Here is a 16427-nt window from a genome sequence, read left to right as displayed (position 1 = left end):
GAAACCCGGAGTCAAATCCGATGATGCTGAACCAGATCCAGCTCCGTCGGCGTGAGCAAGCGTTCCCATCGTTCCTCGAGTGCGCCGTTGGCCCGCTTGCGTCGGTATTGCTTCGGCGTCGCGGCGGACTCCGCATCGATCCCGGAACCCTCGGCAGGAAGGAGCGGGACCATCTTGGTCTTGCGATGCAGGAGCGAGCGCAGGTTCACGGCCGATCACCTCACGTTTCCCAATCGGAAGCTGGTGGCAGTGTCTGTTGCTTCGTCTATCCCACATTGTGCGCCGCGCATTACATTTCGGACATCAGCACCGCCGTAATGTGATCTAGTTGATTTTCAGGACGGGAATGAACCCGGGTCACGAGCTATACGTGCAGGTAGGGTGGGGTGATCCACACCACGGGAGCCGGGTGACCCAGGCCACCCCGATTTAGGATGCCCGGAACCGACCGTTACGTCCCCGGAGGCAATGTTGCCGAACAATCTCGAAGCCAGCATCGATATCTCGGCAGCGCCGGAACGGGTCTGGAGTGTCGTTTCCGATCTCAAGCGCATCCGCGAATTCAGCCCGCAGACGCTGCGCATGCAACCGCTCGGGCGCGGCGTGCACACCGGAACCTGGACGGTGAACCTCAACAAGGCCAAGGGGTACGTCTACCCGACCACCTCGCGGATCGTGCGGTTCGAACCGAACCGCGCGCTCGCCTTCCGCATGAACGAGAACGGCACCGTCTGGAGCTACACGCTCGAGCCCACCGCCGACGGCACCCGCCTCGTCCAGCGGCGCGACGTCCCGAAGGGCAAGCTGCCCGGCTGGCTGCAGAAGACGATCGACACCGTTTTCGGCGGTGAGCAGTCCTTCGAGGGCGCGCTCGTGGACGGCATGCACGAAACCCTCGGCAAGATCAAGCAATCCGTGGAGCGCTGAGCGTAGGTTCGGCCTATGCGACGACTCACTGCGCTCTGCGCCGCGACCGCCGGTGTCGCGCTGCTGCTGACCGGCTGCGGCAGTTCGAACTCCGGCGATCGCACGGTCACCGTCACCGGAACCGGGAAGGTGCAGGGCACCCCGGACGTGCTCAATGCCGATCTCGGCACCGAGGTGAGCGCGGCCGATGTGTCCGCGGCCGTCGATCAGGCCAACAGCCAGGCCAAGGCGATCACCGACGCCATGGTCACCGCGGGCGCCAAGCGCGAGGACGTCAAGACCAGTGATCTGTCCGTGCAGCCGACCTACGGGCCGGATGGGCACAGCATCACCGGGTATCGCGCCACCAATTCGATGCACGTGGCCGTGCGGGAGCTGCCGAAGGCGTCGGCGATTCTCGCGGCCGCGGTACAGGCCGGCGGCAACGACACCCGCATCAGCTCGGTGGCGTTCGGGTTGGAGGACAACACCAAGTTGCTCTCGGATGCCCGTGCCCGCGCCTTCGACGACGCCAAGTCCCGCGCCCAGCAGTACGCGGACCTGTCGGGGCTGAAGTTGAAGACGGTCAAGACCATCAGCGAGAACGGCAGCGGGACGACCCCCACCCCGACACCGATGTACCGCGATGCCGTGCCCGGCGCCGCCCCCAACATCAACCTCGAACCCGGCCAGCAGACGGTCACTTTCGAGGTGACCGTCGCCTGGGACATGGGGTAGGCCGCTACTTCCAGTTCGGGAGCTGGACCACCTGGGCCGCGTAGGACAGGCCGGCGCCGAAGGCGATGAGCAGGGCGGTGCCGCCGGGTTTGGCGTCGCCCTTGCGCATCATGGCCTCCATGGCCAGCGGCACCGAGGCGGCGGAGGTATTGCCGGTCTCCTCGATGTCGTTGGCCAGCGCGCAGCTCTCGGGGAGTTTCAGCACCCGGGCCATGATCTCGATGATGCGGCCGTTGGCCTGGTGCGGGACCATGGCGTCGAGGTCGTCGGGGGTGAGGCCGGCGCGTTCGATGGCGTCGAGGCAGACCTGTTCCAAAGAGTGTGCGGCCCAGCGGAATACGGCCGTGCCCTCCATGGCGAGATACGGGCGGACGGCGTCGAGGCCGTGTTCGTCGATCTCCCGGAAGAACTCCATCCAGTCCTTGTCCTGGCGGATGGCGTGGTGCTGGGTGCCGTCCGAACCCCAGACGGTGGGGCCGATGCCGGGTTCGTCGGACGGGCCGATGACCACCGCGCCCGCGCCGTCGGCGAACAGGAAGGCGGTGCCGCGATCCTTGGGGTTGATGGTGTCGGTCAGCCGTTCCACGCCGATGACCAGCGCATTGCGCGCGGTGCCGCCCTTGACCAGATCCGAGGCCAGCGCCACGGCGTGGCAGAAGCCCGCGCAGCCGGCCGAAACATCGAAGGCGGCAACGTTTTTCAGGCCGAGTTCGGTGGCGATCTGCGGGGCCGCGGCGGGCGTGAGCAGCAGCCAGGTGGAGGTGGCGACGATGACGCAGTCGATGGTGCCGGGATCGATCTCCGCGGCGTCGATGGCGTCGCGGGCGGCCGCGGCGCTCATGCTGATGATCGTCTCCGCGGGGGAGGCGAAGCGGCGGGTGCGGATGCCGGAGCGGGTCCGGATCCATTCGTCGCTGGAATCGATGGGTCCGGCGACCTCTTCGTTGGTGACGATGCGCTCCGGCCGGTACACGCCGAGCCCGAGCATTGCCGTGTGCTCTGCCCCGCTGATCGAGGCAATTCGAGCAGCCATTGGTTCTCTCCTATGTACTGCGCGTCGAACGTGACCTTCATCGGGTTCCCCACCCCCCGGCGGACCTGCTGGTCGTCGCAGACATGAGGCACCCTCATCTTAAGCGCCCCAGCCTGCCAGATGAGTGCTTATGCTCACAATCGGGGTGCACTTGCAGGTAGGTCACCAAAGGTTCGCGGCCCGTCTCGTTCTGGACTGAGCGGAGCGGGGGAGCGAAGCGGAGGAGCGGAGGGAGGGAAGCGGAGGAGCGGAGGGAGGGAAGAACGAGACCTCCAGGGCCGCGAACGCGCCCGGAGCGAAGCGGAGGGCAATTGGGCACAGTAGGCTGTGACCGCGGTCCCGTACCGCACCTACCCGCGCATGAAAGAGGAGCTTGTGGCCCGCCGACCCACCCCGCCCGGCACTCCCGAACAGACCGGCCTCGCCCACGTCGCCGACCTGGTTCGCAAAGCGGTTCCACCCCTGCACCCGGCGGGTCTGCCGTTCGTGGCCGCGCCGCTGGCGGTGGCGACCCTGGGCTACCGGCGGAAGTGGTTGCGCCGCACGGGTTTGCTGGCGGCCGCGGCCACCGCGACCTTCTTCCGGCATCCGCACCGGGTGCCGCCGAACCGTCCGGGCGTGGTCGTGGCCGCCGCCGACGGTGAGGTCGCGCTCGTCGACACCGCGGTGCCGCCCGCCGAACTCGGGCTGGGCGATGCGCCGCTGCCGCGGGTGAGCATCTTCCTGTCGGTGCTGGACGTGCACGTGCAGCGGGTGCCGGTGGCCGGGCTGGTGGAGCAGGTCGCCTATCTGAAGGGCCAGTTCCTCTCGGCCGATCTGCCCGAGGCCAGCGAGCGCAACGAGCGCAACAGCATGGTCATCGAGACCGCCTCCGGACAGCGCGTGATCGTGGTGCAGATCGCCGGGCTGCTGGCGCGCCGCATCGTGTGCGACGCCAAGGCCGGCGACAAACTGAACATCGGCGACACCTACGGGCTGATCCGCTTCGGTTCGCGCGTGGACACCTACTTCCCGGCCGGCACCACCCTGCTGGTGACGCCGGGTCAGCGGACCATCGGCGCGGAAACGGTACTGGCCGAACTGGATTCATGATGGAGCAACTCGCGCCCGCGCCGCTGCAGCGCCGCCGCAATCGCACCATCCGGCTGCTGCCCAGCATGGTGACCATTCTCGGGCTGTGCTCGGGGCTGTCGGCGGTGAAGTTCGCCATGGAGGGCACGCTGGGCATCGCGCTGGCGCTGGTCGGCGCGGCCGCGGTCTTCGACATGCTGGACGGTCGCATCGCTCGCATGCTGGACGCCACCACCAAGATGGGCGCGGAACTGGATTCGCTCTCCGACGCCATCGCCTTCGGTGTCGCGCCCGCGCTGGTGCTCTACGTGACCTTCCTGCACGCCGACAGCATCGGCTGGATCATCGCGCTGATGTTCGCGGTCTGCATGGTGTTGCGGCTGGCCCGCTTCAACACCCTGATGGACGACGACAGCCGGCCGGATTGGCAGCGCGAGTATTTCACCGGCGTGCCCGCCCCCGCGGGCGCGCTCATCGTGCTGCTGCCCATCGCGCTGTCCGAGCAGTTCCACGACGGCTGGTGGGTCAGCTTCCCGATGGTCGCGGTCTGGACCGTGCTGACCGGTCTGCTGTGCGTGAGCACCTTGCCGACGCTGGCCATCAAGTCGGTGTCGGTGGCTCCGCGCACCGCGCCGATCCTGCTGGTGCTGGTCGGCCTGGCCGCCGCGCTGCTGGTCACCTATCCGCTGATCCTGATGATGGCGCTGGTCGCGCTGTACCTGTCCCACATCCCCTTCGCCGTGCACTCGGCTCGCTGGGTGGCCGCGCGTCCGGAGACCTGGCATCACAAGCCGGCCGAGCGTCGCGCCCAGCGCCGGGCGCAGCGACGCCAGCGCCCGCTGGCCGGGCGGGTGCCGCGGGTGTCGGTGTCGACGGCTCGGCTGCGCCTGCGCCGCCCCGGCCAGCGCGACCGGCTGCCCGACCGTGCCGGGCGGCGCTGACGCCCGACGCGGACGCCAACGGCTGGGCCGCAATTCATCGGCGTCGGCGTCGGCGCCCGGTCCGCCAGGCAGAATTGACGGGTGCCGGAAATCAAGCTGACCGCTCGCCGGAATACCTCGGGCGGGGACGCCCGCTGGGGATTGGTGCGCCTGCATCCGGAAGTCCTGATGGCGCTGGGTCTGCGCCCGGGTGACGGGGTCACGCTGACCGGCGGCCGCCGCACCACCGCCGTGGTCGGGCAGTTCAAACCGACCCAGGGCCACGGCAGCGGCGTCGCCCTGCTGGACGAGGTGACGCTGGCCAACGCGAAGGTGCGCGACGGCGGCGATGTCACCGTCGCACCCGCGACCGTCTCCGATGCCCGCATGGTCGCGGTGACCGGTTCGGACCTCGCGATGAGCTACATCTCCGAGTCGACCATCCGGCAGGCCCTGCTCGGCAAGATCGTGACCGTCGGCGACAGCGTGACCCTGCTGCCCCGTGATCTGCTGCCCGGCGACAATCCGGCCGCCGCGCGACTCGCCTTGAAGGGCATCGGAATCGCGTGGACCTCCGAGGTCTTGAAGGTGACCGTCACCGATCCGCGTTCCGGCCCGGTGACGATCCGCCCGAGCACCGCGGTGGTGCTGGGCACGGCCACCGACGCCACCGACACCCCGATGGATCTGCTCGACGACGCGACCCGGCCCAATCCGGTGGTGACTCCGGCGCCGTCGGTGCACGCCGCGCCCCTCCGGTCCGCGGTGGCGGTCGCGGATCTGGCCGGGGTGCAGTCCCAGGCGGCCAAGCTGACCGAGTGGCTGCAACTCTCGCTCGACGAGCCGAAACTGCTGAAAGCCCTTGGTGCGTCACCACATCTGGGTGCGCTGATCACCGGCCCGGCCGGCGTCGGCAAGGCGACGCTGGCGCGCGCGGTGGCCGGTCAGCGGCGGCTGGTGGTGCTCGACGGGCCCGCGATCGGTTCGCTGGAGAGCGGCAGCCGGCTGCTGGAGGTCTCCAATCGGGTGACCGAGATCTGTTCCGGCGCGGGCGGCATCCTGCTGATCACCGATATCGACGCGCTGCTGCCCGATACCCCGGAACCGGTGGCCACACTGATCCTGGATCAATTGCGTTGTGCGGTGGCGCGTCCCGCCGTCGCGGTGCTGGCGACCACCTCGAACGCGGTGGGCATCGACCGCCGGCTGCGATCGCCGGAGCTGTTCGACCGGGAGGTGTCGCTGCCGCTGCCGACCGCCGCGGTGCGCACCGCGCTACTGGAGCGGCTGCTGCGCGACATCCCGGCCGACGGGCTGAAACTCGACGAGATCGCGGCGCGCACACCGGGATTCGTGGTGTCGGATCTGGCGGCGCTGCTGCGTGAGGCGGCATTGCGGGCCGCGGGCCGCGCCAGCCGGGAGGAGTCGGATCCGCTGCTGCGGCAGGAAGATCTGATCGGCGCGCTGGACGTGATCCGGCCGCTGTCGCGGTCGGGTTCCGAGGAACTGGCCATCGGCCACTCCAGTCTCGACGATGTCGGCGGCATGGACGAGACCAAACAGGCCCTGACCGAGGCGGTGCTGTGGCCGCTGCAGCATCCGGATTCGTTCGCGCGGCTGGGCATCGAGCCGCCGCGCGGGGTGCTGCTGTACGGGCCGCCGGGCTGCGGCAAGACCTTTCTGGTGCGGGCGCTGGCCGGTTCGGGACAGCTGAGCGTGCACTCGGTGAAGGGTGCGGAGCTGCTGGACAAATGGGTCGGCTCGTCCGAGCGGGCGGTTCGCGAATTGTTCCAGCGGGCACGGGATTCCGCGCCCTCGCTGATCTTCCTGGACGAGATCGACGCGCTCGCACCGCGACGCGGGCAGGCCAATGACGCCGGGGTGACCGATCGGGTGGTCGCCGCGCTGCTGACCGAACTCGACGGTGCGGAGCCGCTGCGCGATGTGGTGGTGATCGGCGCGACCAACCGGCCGGAGTTGATCGATCCCGCGGTCCTGCGGCCCGGGCGGCTGGAAAAGCTGGTCTTCGTGCCGCCGCCGGACGCCGCGGCGCGCGCGGACATCTTGCGCACCCTGGTGCGCAAGACCCGCGCCACTGTCCCGGCCCTGACCCCGGATGCCAAGCTGCGCAAGGTGGCCAAGGAGTTGGAGGGCTACTCGGCGGCCGACTGCACGGCGCTGCTGCGCGAGGCGGCGCTGGCGGCCATGCGCCGCGATATCGATGCCGGGGAGATCACTTCGGCGGATCTGACGGCCGCGCGGGCGGCGGTCCGGCCCTCGCTGGATCCGATTCAGGTGGAGTCGCTGCGCCGCTACGCCGAGCAGCGGGCGGCGTCGGGTCCGGCGGGGGACTCGCCGGGGTATGTCTGACTCCCCCTCGAAACAGACCGATTGGTCCTATTTTTGCGTCATCGGGAAGTTAGCTGAATCTGCGCAAAGTAGGCGAGTCGAACCAACCGGTCCGGCCTTCGCCGGTAGCTTTGCGCAGGTGAGGTCGTATCAGGTCGCCGTCGAGACATTCACGGCGCTCGTCACCGCAACGGTTGCCGGCCTGGCGCTGGCCCTGCCCATCGACTTCGGCTGGACCTCACAGACTTCCGCGCTGCAACTGGATCTGCTGGCCTACAGCCTCCCGCGCGCCATCGCCGCGGGCGTACTGGTCGCCATGATCGTCGCGGTGCTGCTCACCACCCTCGGTAGCCCCCGGGCCGCCTGGATCACGACGGCGGGCGGCCTGGTGGCGCTGCTGGCCAACCACTCCCTCGGGCACGCCAGCGACCCGCATTCCTCGCTGTCCACCATGAACTTCATCGATTCCCTGGCGGGCGGGCTGGTGCTGGGCGCGCTGGGCGCGGCGGTGCTGCATCATCGGCTGCCCGCCTTCGGCTGGACGCTGGGCATCCTGATCAGCCTGCTGCTGGGTTCGGTGAATCCGGTGCCGCGGGTGGGCGGCACCATCGACCAGACCGTCGGCGAGCACTGGCAGGCCACGGATATGCCGCCGGTCTGGATGATCGTGCTGGCCCTGATCCTGGCGGTGCTGGGCGTGCTGGCCAATCGGAAACAGCCGGTCACGCAACGCGTGTCGATCGAATTGCCGCTGACCCCGATCCTGGCGGGCGTCTTGCTCGTCCTGATCACGCTGGCCAGCGCCGAGTGGCTGTCGCGGCACGGCGGCAGCCTGGCGGGCGTCTTCCTGGCGGCGGCGACGGCGGTGGGGACGGCCATGATCGCGGCCATGCTGCTGCCGGGCCGCGACGGCGAGATCGTGCTGCTGGCGGTCGGGCTCAGCGCGGTGGGCAGCGCGACCATCGCGGCGGAGCTGCCCGCGTGGTCGGTGCCGCTGCTGGTGGCGGTGTCCGCGCTGGGCATGTGGACGGGCAGCCGGCATCCCGCCACGTACGCGTGCCTGGGCGCGGCGATCCTGGCCGGGCTGCTGACGGCACTGGACCCCGACACCGAGCTGGCGGTGGTGATCGTCGGCGAGGCGGCAATCGTGTCCTGGCTCTTCGGTTTCGCCCTCGTCTCGGTGCGGCCGCGCTACGTTCCCAGCCGGGTGCTGGGCACCATGGTGATCTTCGTGCCGTCCGCGGTGCTGGGCATGCGCGACTACGCCGCCCGCGGCGACTACGCGCTGCAATCGACGGGTCACGCCCCGCTGTGCACGGTCGACTCCGGCAATACCGCATTGCCCGCGTGGACGTCGATGCTGGTGGCCGCGGGCTGCGCGGCGGGCGTGCTGGCCTTGCGCCGCAGCCGCCCACAGGTCGCCGAGCCGAACGGCGACCTGGCCGACGCGACCGCGACCGACTGACCGGCGAGCCCGAACGTTCAGGCGCGAGCGGCGGTTTCGAGTGCGGGCGCCTGGATCGGCAACTGCGCGAACCAGGTCCGATAGAACGCGGTCACATAGGCGGCGAGCAGCCCGAGCACGATCATCCCGGCCGGCATCGGGTGTTCGGCGAACCAGACCGACAGGTACCGGTAGGACAGCAGCAGCCCGGCGAACAGCGCCGCGCCCGCGCCGACGAGCCGCAGCCGGGTGCGGTCCCAGCCGCGTTCCGGTGCGCGCAGGGCGGATTCGACGGTCAGGCACAGCACCGCGCCCGCGACCAGGTCCGCGCCGTAGTGGTAACCGAAGCCGAGGGTGGCCGCGAGGGTGGCGACGAGCCAGAAGGCGCCGCCCCAGCGCAGCCACACCGGTGCGGGCGCGCCGGTGAACGGGTCGCGGCGGGAGTGGATGAAGATCGACAGCGCCCACGCGGTGTGCAGCGACGGCATGCAGTTGCGCGGCGTGTAGTGGTCGAAGGCGATGCTGCCGGGCGAGAGATCCACCGGCGGTACGACATTGGGCCAGTACGCGCCGAGGGAGAAGGCGTGCCCGTCCGCGCCGAAGGCGAACATCGGCCCGACGACGGGGAACACGATGTAGAAGATCGGCCCGATCAACCCGAGCACCAGGAAGGTGCGCACCAGATAGTGCCGCGGCCACGCCCCGGTCCGCACCACATCGCGCAACTGCCAGACGGTCACGATCATCGCGCCGAGCGGCAGTTCGATGTAGACCCAGTGCAGCACCGCCGAGGCGACGGGGCCCAGCCACGCCAGCAGCTGGCCCAGCATCCAGGACGGATCGCCGAGCGCGTGATCGACGAGCACGATGTGCTCGTCGAGAACCCGGGGTCCGGCCAGCACGGTGATGCCGAGCCAGACGTCGGCGACCTTGCTGGAGAGCACCAGCAGCATGCCGAGCGCGCCGGCGTGCAGCGCGTTGCCGCGTTCCGCGCCTTGCCATCGGAACCAGGCCAGGCCCAGGATGGCGAGCAGCACCAGAACCGGCCCGTTGCCCATGGCCAGCGGACCACCGCTGAGCGTCCGGATCCCTTGGTAGACAAGGTCGATGCCGAAGGCCGCGGCGACCGCGAGGCCGCGCCGCCGCCAGGACAGGCCGATGAGCGCGAGCCCCAGGCCCGCCCAGGGCACGGTGAAGGATTTGGCGTTGCCGGTGAAGTCGTCCCAGATGCTTTCGAGCGGCCCGGTGAAATGGTGCCGGGCAGCGACGAATTGGAGGGCGAGCAGGGCGGCCGCCCCGACGGCCAGGACGGCGATCAGGCGGGCGCGCGGCGACGGGGTCCACGTTCCCGGGCGGCGTTCGGCACCGCCGTATCGGGAGCGCGGGTCGTCGAGCAGCATCCAGCCATAGTAAACGCCACGTGAACGCCACCCTCGTGCTCAGTTGAACACGAGCACTCGGATCGAATGAACAGCCCCCGGTCGGTGCGTTATCGCCGCTGGCCACGCGGACGTCGGCCGCCGGTCGGCGTAACCGAAATCACAGCGTTGTGACACCGTATTCACCGCTGGATCACAGACTTCAGTGCCGGCGGCCCGTCACTGTTCGAGTTCACGCACCAGCGAGTCGACGACTGCCACCATATCGCCCTGGGCGGCCGCGGCCACCCGGCGCTGCCGCTGATACGACGCGCCCTTCTTCGGAATGTCGGCGACCAGCGCCAGTTCGTTCTCGCAGCCGAGGCTCTTGGCGGTCGGTTCGAGCCGGTTGAGCAGATCCATCAGGTCGTCGGTGACGAGGCGCTCGTTGCTGTCGGCGTCGGTGATGATGATGGCGTCCAGCCCGTAACGCGCTGCGCGCCACTTGTTTTCCTGCACATGCCAGGGTGGCAGGATGGCGGGCAGCTCCTCCCCCGATTCCACCCGGCGATCGAGATCGACGACGAGGCAGTGGATGAGGGCGACGAGGGCGGCCAGTTCGGCCCGGGAGGGAGTGCCGTCGCAGATGCGGACCTCGATGGTGCCCCATTTGGGTGCGGGCCGGATGTCCCAGTGCATGCCGCCGAGCTGTTCGAACACACCGGTTTTCATCTGATCGTGCGCGAATCGCTCGAACTGGCCCCAGTTTTCGAACTGGAAGGGCAGTCCGGCGGTGGGCAGCTGCTGGAACATCAGCGCCCGGTTGCTGGCGTAGCCGGTGTCCACGCCCGCCCACATGGGCGAGGAGGCCGACAGCGCCAGCAGGTGCGGATACGACGGCAGCATCGCGTTGAGGATCGGGAAGACCTTGTCCGGGTGCGAGATTCCGACGTGCACGTGCACGCCCCAGATCAGCATCTGGCGGCCCCACCACTGGGTGCGCTCGATGAGTTCGTCGTAATGCGCACTGCGCGTGAGCTGTTGGGTGGACCACTGGGCGAACGGGTGGGTGCCCGCGCAGAACAGATCGACGCCCATGCGGTCGGCCTCCCGGCGCACGACGTCCTGGGTGGCGTGCAGTTCGTCGACCACCTCGCTCACCGAGTCGTGCTTGCCGGACACCAGCTCGACGGTGTTCTTCAGCAGCTCCTTGGTGATCTGCGGGGTGCCGTCCCACGCCCGCAGGTCACCGCACGCCTCGAAAACGGCTGCGGCCGTGTTGGACAGGTCCCGCGTGCGCTTGTCGACGAGCGCGATCTCCCATTCCACGCCGAGCGTGGGCCGGGGCGATGAGTTGAAGGGGACCTTCTTGATGCCTGCCCCGGCCATGGCTCACCTCAATGGGTTTCAGGACACGACGCCGCAGGCGACCCGCGCGCCAGCGTCACCGGTCGAGAGGGTTTCCTGATCCGGCGCGGGTGCGTACCGGGTGGGGATGTTGCCGAAGTTGTCGGCGCCGGCGTGGATGATCAGGGCCTTGCCCTTGATCTCGTCCAGGGTGACCGCGTCGGTGGTGGTGGTCAGGGTGGCGGTGCCGTCCTTGAGCACCTCGAGCGAGGTCAGATCGCCGCTGGCCGGATGCGTATTGGCATCGCCGACCTGCAGATGGCCACCGGCGGAGAGGAAGTCGCCGGGCGCGCCACCGGCGGGCGCGACCGAGTTGGGCTCGCACTTGCCGACGGAGTGCAGGTGCAGGCCGTGGAATCCGGGCTTGAGGCCGTGTGCCTCGACGACGACCTGGAGGTGTCCGCCCGTGCTGGAGAAGGTGGCGGTGCCGACCGACTGACCGCTGGAGTCCTTGAGGGTGGCCGAGACCGAATCATGCGGCTCGGCGGCATTGCCGAGGCCGCTGGAGGTGCCCGCGGGGGCGGGCGAGCTGGTGAACACCGGCGGGGTCGTCCCCTTGACGTCGCTCGACTCCTGGCTGTTGGAGCACGCGGTGAGGCCGAGAGCGGCGACCGCGAGCACCGGAGCAACAGTCCACCAAGACGGGCGACGAGTAGAGGACGAGGCCATCGGGGAACTCCTTTACGAGTCCGAGTTTATCGGAAAGCAGGGTGGACATAGTTCGTACCGGACAAGATGATGCCAGAGCCGCGCGCCCAACCCGTGGAGGGGCCATCGTGGTGTTCTAGTTGTCCGTGACGATGACGATGACACCGGACGGGGAGTCGGCGATTCCGGGGAATCGGGGTACGGCCGCGCAGCCCAGTTCGGCGGCGATGGCCTGGGCCAATGCCTGCTCCTTGGGCGAACTGCCGTAGTACACAGTCGTTTTCTGAATGACACCGTTCGGGTAGTTGCCCACCTCGGTGACGTTGAAACCGTCGGCGGAGAGCTGATCGCCGGTCTTCTTGGCCAGTCCGGCGATGGTGCCGTTGTTGAGCACCCGCACCGGCACCGTCTTGTCGATGCCCGCCGGGGCCGCGGTCGTGGTCGGCGCGGGCGGGACGGTGGTGGTGATCGGCGCGGTGGTGGTGGGCGGCGCGGCCGCGGTGGTGGTCGGCGCGAGCGGCGCCGTGGTGCTGGGCTTGGCCGAATTCTGCTGTGCCGCAGGGGTGGTGGACGGGGCGGCGCTCGCGGAGGAGGAGGTGGCGCTCGCGTCGGAGGAGTCCGAACTCGACAGCGACATCGCGCCGATCCCCGCGAACACGATGGCCAGCGCGATCAGGACCATCGCCAGGGCGCGCAGCGGCGGACCGCCGGACGGCGAATTCGGGTTGCTCACGCGTCGAAGCCTACTGGCTAGACCTGGAAACCGAGACGACGTGCGGCCCTGGTCTTCTGACGGCTGGCGCGCAGCCGACGCAGGCGCTTGACCAGCATGGGGTCGGCGGCCAGGGCTTCGGGCTTGTCGACCACGGTATTGAGCACCTGGTAGTAGCGGGTGGGCGAGAGGTCGAACAGCTCGCGAATGGCTTCCTCTTTGGCGCCGGCGTACTTCCACCATTTGCGCTCGAAGTCGAGAATGTCGAGTTCGCGGCGGGAAAGCCCGTGCGCGCCAGCCTCGTCGGCCACGCGCTCCGAATGATCGGAGGAGACCGCGGGGACACCGTCCTCGCTTGCGGGGATGTCTCGTGCCGCTGCGCTGTCCATAGTGCTCCCTCGCCGAGTGGTCACCAGACGAATATGGTGCTTGTGCGTCGCCGATCATTCAACCACGCGGCCCGACCTTCCCGACGCGTACCGCTCGGCGTGTTTCTGAGGAGCAGTCGGCGTGTCGAGCTAGATCACAGCCGCTGAACCTTCGCCCACCAGTTCGCGGCCCGCCTCGGTCTGGACTGACGGAGCGGGGGAGCGAAGCGGAGGGGCGGAGGAGGGAAGAACGAGGTAGCAGGGCCGCGAACCGCCGGAGCGAAGCGGAGGCAAATAGACACAGTAGGCTGCCTAACCATGGCTATTCTCCCGATTCGCATTGTCGGCGACCCGGTTCTGCACCGCGCGACCACTCCGGTCACGCAGTCACCGGAGGAGCTGGCGGGGCTGATCGCGGATATGTTCGAGACCATGGACGCCGCCAACGGGGTGGGGCTGGCCGGCAATCAGGTGATCATCGAGTCCGAGGACGAGCTCGCGCCGCGGCTGTTCGTCTACGACTGCCCGGACGAGGTGGCCGGCGGGAAGATGGTGCGCCGCCGCGGCTGTGTGGTCAATCCGGTGCTGGAGACCTCCGAGATCCCCGAGGGCATGCCGGATCCCGAGGACGACGAGGAGGGCTGCCTGTCGGTGCCGGGTGAGCAGTTCCCCACCGGCCGCGCCGACTGGGCGAAGGTCACCGGCACCGACGAGAAGGGCGAGCCGGTCGAGATCGAGGGCCGCGGCTTCTTCGCCCGGATGCTGCAGCACGAGACCGGCCACCTCGACGGCTACCTGTACGTGGACGTGCTGGTGGGCCGCAATGCGCGCGCCGCCAAGAAGGCCATCAAGCGAAACGGCTGGGGCAAGCCGGGTTCGAGCTGGGTGCCCGGCACCGTGCCGGACCCGTTCGGGCACGACGACGACGATCTCGACGACTGACACCCCCGATGACCGCTTCCGAACTCCCGCCGATCGGCAAGCGGGTGGTGGTTCGCTACCGCCTGCCCGCGGGCTACCCGCAGCCCTTGACGGATGTGATCGGTGAACTCGTGGCGACCGACCCGCTGACCGTGCGCACCGCCGACGGGCAGGTGGTGTCGATCGCCTGGGATCGGGTGGTGGCGTGGAAACCGGTGGGTCCCCGGCCCATTCGCACCAGCGAGATCCGCTCCCTGGAGGCGGCCGCGGCCGACGGCTGGCCGGGGCTGATGCGCTCGTGGATCGACGGCTGGCTGCTGCGCGCCGGGGAGGGCTACACCAATCGCGCGAATTCCGCGGTGCCGCTGGGCGGTACGGACGGTCCCGCGCTGATGGACGCCGCCACCCTGGAGCGGATCGGCGAATGGTATGCCGCGCACGGCCTGCCGCTGGTGCTGCAGCTACCGGATCGGCTGGCCGCCGCGCCCGCGGCGTGGCGATCCTGGAACGAAACCCAGGTGCTGGCGGTCGATATCGAGAACGTGATGCTGCCGCAGGGCCCGCCGATGGTGCGGTTCACCGCCGAACCGGACGGCGCGTGGCTGTCGATGCACCGGCATCGCGGCGGCGACACCGATGTGGGCTCCACCCCGTCGGTGGAGGTGCTGACCGCGGTCCGCGACGGCGAGGTCGCCTTCGCCGCACTGGGTTTGCCCGCACCGCTGGCCATCGGCCGGGCCGCGCTCACCACCGCGCCGGACGGCCGCCGCTGGGTGGGCCTGACGTGTGTGGCGGTGGCGGCCGGGCATCGCCGTCACGGGCTGGGTTCGCTGGTGTGCGCGGAGATGATCCGCTGGGGGCGGACGCGCGGGGCCACGCACGCCTATGTGCAGGTGTCGGATGACAACGACGCGGCGCTGGCGTTGTATCAGGAGATGGGTTTCGTCGAGCATCACCGCTACCGGTACGCCGCGCCCTGACCTCGCCCCGCCCTTCGAAGACCCTATTGCTGAAAGGTTCACCGCACCGTGCGCATCGCCACCTGGAACGTGAATTCGATTCGCACCCGGCAGGATCGGGTGCTGGCCTGGCTGGACCGCGCCGATATCGACGTGCTGGCCATGCAGGAAACCAAGTGCAAGGACGAGCAGTTCCCGTTCGAGGCGTTCGAGGCGGCGGGCTACGAGGCCGCGCACGTGGGCATCAATCAGTGGAACGGCGTCGCCATCGCCTCCCGGGTGGGCCTGGATCAGGTCGAGATCGGCTTTCCGGGGCAGCCGGGGTTCGACAAGGACGCGGGGGAATCGTTGCTGAGCACGCCGGTGGTGGAGTCCCGGGCGATCGGCGCGACCTGCGGCGGGGTGCGGGTGTGGAGCCTGTACGTGCCCAACGGCCGCGCCCTGGCCGATCCGCACTACGCCTACAAGCTGGAATGGCTTGCCGCGCTGCGGGATGCGGGCGCGAAATGGCTGTCGGAGGATCCGGACGCGCAGATCGCGCTGGTCGGCGACTGGAATATCGCGCCGACCGATCTGGATGTCTGGTCGCCGGAGTTCTTCCGCGGCAGGACGCATGTGTCCGAACCGGAGCGGGATGCCTTCGAGGCCTTCGGCGAGACGGGCTTCACCGATGTGATGCGGCCGTTCCATCCGGGCCCGGGCGTCTACACCTACTGGGATTACACGCAGTTGCGCTTCCCTCGCCGGGAGGGCATGCGCATCGATTTCATTCTCGGCTCGCCCGCCCTCTCGGCCCGGGTCACCGACGCGAACGTGGACCGCGAGGAGCGAAAGGGCAAGGGCGCCAGCGATCATGCCCCGGTCGTGGCCGAGCTGGCGGACTGAGCGCTAGGCGGGCCGGGTCTTGATGGCGTCGCGGGATATGAAGACGTCGTAGGTGCCCGGTGTGGCGATGACGGCATTGCCGTACGCCGAGCGCACGAAAGGCTTTGTGTACCAGGACTGGTCCTTCATGTCCTGGAAGAAGTCCTTGTCGCTGCCGTTGAGGAAGATCTGGTTCTGTTTGGTGGCGACGCCGTCCAGGCGCTGCCCGTAGAGCCGGGTCACCTTGTAGCCGGAGTGGAAGCCGAGCGCGTTCACCCACGGTTCCAGCTCCACGATATTGGCCTGCAGCACCCACATGTCGCCTTCGACCTGATAGGTGGCGTGCGTGTCGGCGTGGTCCTTGTCGCCGTAGAGGGTCAGGTCCACGCTCATCAGGTGTTCCTGGCCGGCAACGGATTTGGCCTCGATGTGGGCGGCCTTCACCTCGCCGGTGAGCCCGAGGAAGGTTTGCAGCAGCGTGGTGATCCAGAGGATCACCACCGCGACCAGCACCAGCCCGACCGCGCTCATGCCGCGCCCGACCAGCACCCGCCAGCCGACCCGCCGCGCCTTGAACACGGCCGTGATCAGCAGCGCGAGCGCGCCGACGACGAGCACCAGCAGCAGGATCTGTATCCAGCCGAAGGAAACCGGGAAGACCATGGGCTAGTTGTACCCGCTGGGCACGACAGTTCACCGCGGGTCTCACAACGAAGTGTGCGTGTCACC

Annotated in this window: 17 protein-coding genes; 9 read left to right on the top strand and 8 right to left on the bottom strand. The window is 69.1% G+C overall.

Annotated features, from left to right (window positions below; genetic code table 11):
* Window positions 1-11 precede the first annotated feature (11 nt).
* Window positions 12-209, bottom strand: coding sequence for a hypothetical protein (locus D7D52_RS29400; protein ID WP_120741543.1), 198 nt, complete (start codon window positions 207-209; stop codon window positions 12-14).
* Window positions 210-471: 262 nt separating this feature from the next.
* On the opposite strand from D7D52_RS29400, the gene D7D52_RS29395 reads away from it, so the two are divergent.
* Window positions 472-927 carry an SRPBCC family protein gene (locus tag D7D52_RS29395; RefSeq protein ID WP_120744548.1) on the top strand — a complete coding sequence of 152 codons (456 nt, stop codon included), beginning with the start codon at window positions 472-474 and terminating at the stop codon, window positions 925-927.
* A gap of 15 nt (window positions 928-942) precedes the next feature.
* On the top strand, window positions 943-1644 hold the full coding sequence (locus D7D52_RS29390) for an SIMPL domain-containing protein (RefSeq protein WP_120741541.1): 702 nt from the start codon (window positions 943-945) through the stop codon (window positions 1642-1644).
* A 4-nt stretch (window positions 1645-1648) separates the two neighbouring features.
* On the opposite strand, the gene D7D52_RS29385 is transcribed toward D7D52_RS29390, so the two are convergent.
* The gene (locus D7D52_RS29385) at window positions 1649-2677 is read right to left on the bottom strand and encodes a beta-ketoacyl-ACP synthase III (protein ID WP_120741539.1); all 1029 of its coding nucleotides are present in this window, start codon (window positions 2675-2677) and stop codon (window positions 1649-1651) included.
* 375 nt (window positions 2678-3052) lie between these two features.
* On the opposite strand from D7D52_RS29385, the gene D7D52_RS29380 reads away from it, so the two are divergent.
* The 4 genes from D7D52_RS29380 to D7D52_RS29365 all read left to right on the top strand — a co-directional run bounded on the left by D7D52_RS29380 (window position 3053) and on the right by D7D52_RS29365 (window position 8482).
* The gene (locus tag D7D52_RS29380; RefSeq protein WP_120744547.1) at window positions 3053-3769 is read left to right on the top strand and encodes a phosphatidylserine decarboxylase; all 717 of its coding nucleotides are present in this window, start codon (window positions 3053-3055) and stop codon (window positions 3767-3769) included.
* Complete coding sequence (gene pssA, locus D7D52_RS29375; protein WP_425464577.1) at window positions 3766-4689, top strand: CDP-diacylglycerol--serine O-phosphatidyltransferase; 924 nt, start codon at window positions 3766-3768, stop codon at window positions 4687-4689. The genes D7D52_RS29380 and pssA overlap by 4 nt, the downstream gene beginning before the upstream one ends.
* Before the next feature lie 81 nt (window positions 4690-4770).
* Complete coding sequence (locus D7D52_RS29370) at window positions 4771-7038, top strand: AAA family ATPase (protein ID WP_120741535.1); 2268 nt, start codon at window positions 4771-4773, stop codon at window positions 7036-7038.
* A gap of 118 nt (window positions 7039-7156) precedes the next feature.
* Window positions 7157-8482 (top strand): hypothetical protein, encoded by a 1326-nt coding sequence (locus tag D7D52_RS29365; protein WP_120741533.1) that lies wholly within the window; start codon window positions 7157-7159, stop codon window positions 8480-8482.
* 17 nt (window positions 8483-8499) lie between these two features.
* Here the strand turns inward: D7D52_RS29365 and D7D52_RS29360 are convergent, their stop codons facing one another.
* The 5 genes from D7D52_RS29360 to napA form a co-directional block, all read right to left on the bottom strand.
* On the bottom strand, window positions 8500-9861 hold the full coding sequence (locus D7D52_RS29360) for a phosphatase PAP2 family protein (protein ID WP_120741531.1): 1362 nt from the start codon (window positions 9859-9861) through the stop codon (window positions 8500-8502).
* Window positions 9862-10059: 198 nt separating this feature from the next.
* Window positions 10060-11208: a glutamate--cysteine ligase gene (locus D7D52_RS29355; protein WP_120741529.1), complete on the bottom strand. Its 1149-nt coding sequence runs from the start codon at window positions 11206-11208 to the stop codon at window positions 10060-10062.
* 18 nt (window positions 11209-11226) lie between these two features.
* Window positions 11227-11895, bottom strand: coding sequence for a superoxide dismutase[Cu-Zn] (gene sodC / locus D7D52_RS29350; protein ID WP_120741527.1), 669 nt, complete (start codon window positions 11893-11895; stop codon window positions 11227-11229).
* Between the two features lie 115 nt (window positions 11896-12010).
* The gene (locus tag D7D52_RS29345; RefSeq protein WP_246023366.1) at window positions 12011-12607 is read right to left on the bottom strand and encodes a LytR C-terminal domain-containing protein; all 597 of its coding nucleotides are present in this window, start codon (window positions 12605-12607) and stop codon (window positions 12011-12013) included.
* Window positions 12608-12624: 17 nt separating this feature from the next.
* The gene (gene napA / locus D7D52_RS29340; protein WP_120741524.1) at window positions 12625-12975 is read right to left on the bottom strand and encodes a nucleoid-associated protein NapA; all 351 of its coding nucleotides are present in this window, start codon (window positions 12973-12975) and stop codon (window positions 12625-12627) included.
* A 297-nt stretch (window positions 12976-13272) separates the two neighbouring features.
* On the opposite strand from napA, the gene D7D52_RS29335 reads away from it, so the two are divergent.
* Genes D7D52_RS29335 through D7D52_RS29325 form a run of 3 tightly spaced genes read left to right on the top strand, consistent with a single transcriptional unit; the run spans window position 13273 to window position 15719 of the window.
* Window positions 13273-13896, top strand: a complete 624-nt coding sequence (locus tag D7D52_RS29335) for a peptide deformylase (protein ID WP_120741522.1) — start codon at window positions 13273-13275, stop codon at window positions 13894-13896.
* Window positions 13897-13904: 8 nt separating this feature from the next.
* Window positions 13905-14855 carry an N-acetylglutamate synthase, CG3035 family gene (locus tag D7D52_RS29330; RefSeq protein ID WP_120741520.1) on the top strand — a complete coding sequence of 317 codons (951 nt, stop codon included), beginning with the start codon at window positions 13905-13907 and terminating at the stop codon, window positions 14853-14855.
* Window positions 14856-14903: 48 nt separating this feature from the next.
* On the top strand, window positions 14904-15719 hold the full coding sequence (locus D7D52_RS29325) for an exodeoxyribonuclease III (protein ID WP_120741517.1): 816 nt from the start codon (window positions 14904-14906) through the stop codon (window positions 15717-15719).
* 3 nt (window positions 15720-15722) lie between these two features.
* Here D7D52_RS29325 and D7D52_RS29320 read toward each other — a convergent pair whose 3' ends face one another.
* Window positions 15723-16361, bottom strand: a complete 639-nt coding sequence (locus tag D7D52_RS29320; protein ID WP_120741515.1) for a hypothetical protein — start codon at window positions 16359-16361, stop codon at window positions 15723-15725.
* Between the last annotated feature and the right edge of the window lie 66 nt (window positions 16362-16427).

The sequence above is a fragment of the Nocardia yunnanensis genome (genome assembly GCF_003626895.1).
Classification (GTDB): domain Bacteria; phylum Actinomycetota; class Actinomycetes; order Mycobacteriales; family Mycobacteriaceae; genus Nocardia; species Nocardia yunnanensis.
Note: the sequence above shows the minus strand (reverse complement) of the source record. Positions and strands in the feature narration are given on the sequence as shown.